Raw genomic sequence first — 1,252 nt, forward strand, 5'->3', positions numbered from 1 at the left:
CCAGCGACGAGCCGTCCGGCCAGCTCGCGCCGGCGTCCCACGAGCGGTCGAGCCAGATCTCATCCCCGGCGCCGCCCGCCTCGATCCCGGCCCACGCCAGCCCGCGCCCGTCGAAGTGCAGCCGGATCGTGCGGCCGAAGAGCGTCGTCGGCGCGACGGGCTGGCTGTCCCCGGCGGCCGGGGCGCTGCGGTCGCACGCGCTGTCGCAGACGTCCGGGTAGATCCAGGCGGTGCAGCCGACGCCTTGCGCGTCGCCGCAGGCGCGGACGAGGCCACGGCGGTGGTGCGCGGGATCGGTGAGGTTGTACATCAGGGTGCGGGTGCCGGTCCACGAACCGGGGATGCTCGCCTTGCCCAGCAAGCCTTCCCAGGTGGCACCGCCGTCCCAGGAGCGGTCGAGCCAGACGGCGTCGCCGGGCACGCCGTTGTCGATGCTCGCCCAGGCCATGCCGTCCGGGTCGGACGCGTGCAGCCGCAGCACGCGCCCGTTGATCACCTTGTCCGGCAAGGGAAAGCTCTCGCGCGCGGCCCGCGACGGATCGAGGGTGTCGCACGAGGTGACGCACACCGCGGCGGCCGTCGTCGCCGCGGTCGCGGGGATCGGGGTCAGGGAACCGAACACGAGCAGCAGCACGAGCAATGTCCGCATCGACATCCCTCTCCACGCACCGGGGTTCGTTCCAGGATAAGAACACCGGGGCGGTTCGGCGAAGGATTCTGTCCGATTCCGGACAACGGTGGTCTAGTCCTCCGGCGGGAACAGCCGCGGCATCGCCGCGAGCATCAGCGCCGACCAGGCCACGTGGGTCAGCGCCGGGGACTGCACGCCGCCCGCGCGGTGGCGTTGCACGGCGAAGAGCGTCCCCATCACGGCGGAAGCCAGCACCAGCGCGGGATTCCGCGTCGCCGTCGTCGACAGGACGTACGCCGCGGTGGCGCCGCGCGCCCCGAAAGCGTCGTAGAGCGCGCCGCGGAAGAAGACTTCCTCCGCCACGCCGGTGACCAGCGCCGTCAGCGCCACCGACGGCGTCGACCCGTGGTGGGCGTGGTCGAGCACACCGGTGATCGCGCGGCGCAGCGGCGGGATGTGCCGGGCCACCAGCGCGCAGCCGTAGAACACGCCGAACGCGCCGGCGCCTGCCACCAGCGGCTGGACGACGTCCGTACGGCCGCGCGGCACCCGGCCCGCCCCGGCGAACCAGGTCGCCGCGACCGACGCCGTCAGCGCGTGGAACCGGCGCGAACCGGGGCG

1 protein-coding gene and 1 pseudogene are annotated in these 1,252 nt (G+C 73.9%); both read right to left on the minus strand.

Annotated features, from left to right (window positions below; translation table 11 throughout):
* A pseudogene (locus G3I65_RS38575) lies at positions 1-649 on the minus strand (YjfA family protein); the annotation flags it as partial.
* A gap of 93 nt (positions 650-742) precedes the next feature.
* The coding region (locus G3I65_RS38580; RefSeq protein WP_160700465.1) for a CPBP family intramembrane glutamic endopeptidase at positions 743-1,252 on the minus strand (510 nt) is incomplete at its 5' end.

Source organism: Amycolatopsis sp. SID8362, from assembly GCF_010550475.1.
Taxonomy (GTDB): Bacteria; Actinomycetota; Actinomycetes; order Mycobacteriales; family Pseudonocardiaceae; genus Amycolatopsis; species Amycolatopsis eburnea.